Annotated in this window: 1 protein-coding gene and 1 pseudogene; both read right to left on the reverse strand. The window is 70.5% G+C overall.

Annotated features, from left to right (window positions below; translation table 11 throughout):
• Positions 1 to 679 (reverse strand): annotated as a pseudogene (locus DQW06_RS11145) (acetate/propionate family kinase); the annotation flags it as partial.
• The gene (locus DQW06_RS11150) at positions 679 to 3,027 is read right to left on the reverse strand and encodes a phosphoketolase (protein WP_071622133.1); all 2,349 of its coding nucleotides are present in this window, start codon (positions 3,025 to 3,027) and stop codon (positions 679 to 681) included. The pseudogene DQW06_RS11145 and the gene DQW06_RS11150, both read right to left, overlap by 1 nt.
• Positions 3,028 to 3,213 lie beyond the last annotated feature (186 nt).

Raw genomic sequence — 3,213 nt, forward strand, 5'->3', positions numbered from 1 at the left:
CCTCCTCCACCGACAACCCGCCATGGCGCACCAACCACACCACCAACCCCGGATCCACACTCCCCGAACGCGTGGCCATCACCACCCCCTCCAACGGGGTGAACCCCATCGTGGTGTCCACACACCGGCCGCCCGCCACCGCCGCCAACGACGCACCCGACCCCAGATGCGCGCTCACCACACGCTCACCACCGGTCAACTCCGCCGCCCGCCGCGACACATAGGCGTGCGAGAGCCCGTGGAACCCGTACCGGCGCACCCCCCACTCCCGTCGCCACCGCTCGGGCACCGCGTACGTCGACGCCACCTCCGGCAGACCGGAGTGGAAGGCGGTGTCGAAACACGCCACCGCCGCACACCCCGGCAACACCCGCCCCACCGCCTCGATCGCCTCCAACGCCTTGGGCTGGTGCAGCGGCGCCAACGAACCCCACGCCCGCAACCGCTCCACCACCGAGGCGTCCAACCGCACCGGATCGACGAACTCACCGCCCCCGTGCACCACACGGTGACCCACCGCGTCCACCTCGGGCACACCCTCCAGCGCCCGGCTCAGTTCCCGCGGGTCCCAGTGCCCCCCACGCGCCGCGAGCGACTCCGAGGCCAGCACCGCGCCGTCACCGTCCACCACCCCCAGCTTCAGGCTGGAGGACCCCGCGTTGACCACCAGAACACGCATCAGTACCGCCACACCCACTCACGGATCTCCGCCGGATCCTCACCGAACTCCCGGGTGTGGGCGCGGTGCCGCAACCGCTCGTCCACCATCCGCTGACGCACCTGGGCCGACCGCTGGCCCAGTCCCGGAACCCGGTCGATCACGTCCATGACCAGATGGAACCGGTCCAGGTCGTTGAGCATCACCATGTCGAACGGTGTGGTCGTCGTGCCCCGCTCCCGGTATCCGCGCACGTGCAGGTTCGCGTGGCCCGCCCTGCGGTAGGTCAACCGGTGCACCAGCCACGGATACCCGTGGAAGGCGAAAACCACCGGCTTGTCCGTGGTGAACAGGGCGTCGTACTCGGCGTCGGGCAACCCGTGCGGGTGATCGCTGTCGGGCAGCAACCGCATCAGGTCCACCACGTTGACCACCCGTACCCGCACCCCCGGCAACCAGCGGCGCACCAGGTCCGCGGCCGCCAAGACCTCCAACGTGGGCACGTCACCCGCACAGGCCAGAACCACGTCCGGATCCGCCCCACCGTCGGTACTGGCCCACTCCCAGATCCCGATCCCGCGCGCGCAGTGCGCCACCGCCTCCTCCATCGACAGGTACCCCAGCCCCGGCTGCTTGCCCGCCACCACCACGTTCACGTAGTCGCTGGAGCGCAGGCAGTGGTCGGCCACCGACAACAGCGTGTTGGCGTCCGGCGGCAGGTACACGCGCACCACCTCCGCGGGCTTGTTGAGCACCACGTCCAGGAACCCCGGATCCTGGTGGGTGAACCCGTTGTGGTCCTGACGCCACACGTGCGAGGTCAACAGGTAGTTCAACGACGAGATCGGCCGCCGCCACGGCAGATCCCGGGACACCTTCAACCACTTCGCGTGCTGGTTGAACATCGAGTCCACGATGTGCACGAACGCCTCGTAACAGCCGAACAGCCCGTGCCGCCCGGTCAACAGGTACCCTTCCAACCACCCCTGGCACAGGTGCTCGCTGAGCACCTCCATCACCCGGCCGCCGGGCCCCAGGTGCTCATCGGTCGCCAGCCGCTCGGCCTGCCACTCCTTGTCCGAGGCCTCGAACACCGCGTCCAACCGGTTGGAGGCCGTCTCGTCAGGCCCCATCAACCGGAACGTGCGCGGATTGGACCGGATCACGTCCCGCAGGAAACGGCCCAGCACCCGAGTCGCCTCACCGGTCTGCGTCCCGTTCCGGCCCACGTCCACCGCGTACCCGCGAAAGTCCGGCAGCACCAGCTCCCGACGCAGCACCCCGCCGTTGGCGTGCGGACTCGCACTCATCCGCCGTTCGCCCTCCGGGGCCTGCGCGCGCACCTCGGCCACCGGGGCACCCGACTCCTCGAACAACTCCTCGGGCCGGTAGGAGCGCATCCACTCCTCCAACTGCCTCAGGTGCCCCTCGTCCGAACGCACCTGGCCCAACGGCACCTGGTGGGAACGCCACGTCCCCTCCACCGGCACACCGTCCACCTCCGCCGGCCCCGTCCACCCCTTGGGCGAACGCAGGATCACCACCGGCCACACCGCGCGCCCGCGCACACCCGACACCCGCGCCCGGTGCTGGATCCGCGCGATCTCCTCCAGAGCCTCGTCCACCGCCTCGGCCATCCGCCTGTGCATGTACTCCGGATCCTCACCGCTGACCAGCAGCGGCCGGTACCCCAGCCCCTCGAAGTAGGACAGCAGTTCCCGCTCGGGGATCCGCGCCAGCACCGTGGGATTGGCGATCTTGTACCCGTTCAGGTGCAGGATCGGCAGCACCGCGCCGTCGTGCACCGGGTCCAGGAACGCGTTGCCGCGCCAACTGCCCGCCAGGGGGCCCGTCTCGGCCTCCCCGTCGCCCACCACGCACGCCACCACCAGGTCGGGGTTGTCGAAGGCCGCGCCCTGGGCGTGCGCCAGCGAGTACCCCAGCTCCCCGCCCTCGTGGATCGACCCCGGCGTCTCGGGCGCCACGTGGCTGGGCACCCCGCCGGGGAAGGAGAACTGCCGGAACAGCCGCCGCATCCCCTCCACGTCCTGGCTCACGTGCCGGTACACCTCGCTGTAGGTGCCCTCCAGCCAGGCGTTGGCCACCGCGGCCGGACCGCCGTGCCCCGGCCCCATCACGTACATCATCTCCAGGTCCCGATCACGGATCGCCCGGTTCAGGTGCGCGTAGCAGAAGTTCAGCCCCGGGGTGGTGCCCCAGTGCCCCAGCAGGCGCGGCTTGATGTGCTCGGGCCGCAGTTCCTCACGCAGCAACGGGTTGTCCAGCAGGTAGATCTGCCCGACCGACAGGTAGTTCGCGGCCCGCCAGTAGGCGTCCACGCCTCGTAGTTCGTCCTCTTGCAGGGCCATGCCTCGTCCTCCCGGGAGGGTGCCTTCGTGCGCGGAGGGGGAGCGGCGGGCCGGTGGACCGGGGGAGTCCGCACCCGATCCGACTACGGTAACCCTGTGTGATCGTCAGATCACGGGCGACGTGCCGCGGGGTCGTCCGGCCCGGGCGGGGAACCGTTGTTCGCCGCGCCGCCCTCCTGCCCGGGG

Source organism: Nocardiopsis sp. TNDT3, from assembly GCF_003427465.1.
Lineage (GTDB): Bacteria > Actinomycetota > Actinomycetes > Streptosporangiales > Streptosporangiaceae > Nocardiopsis > Nocardiopsis dassonvillei.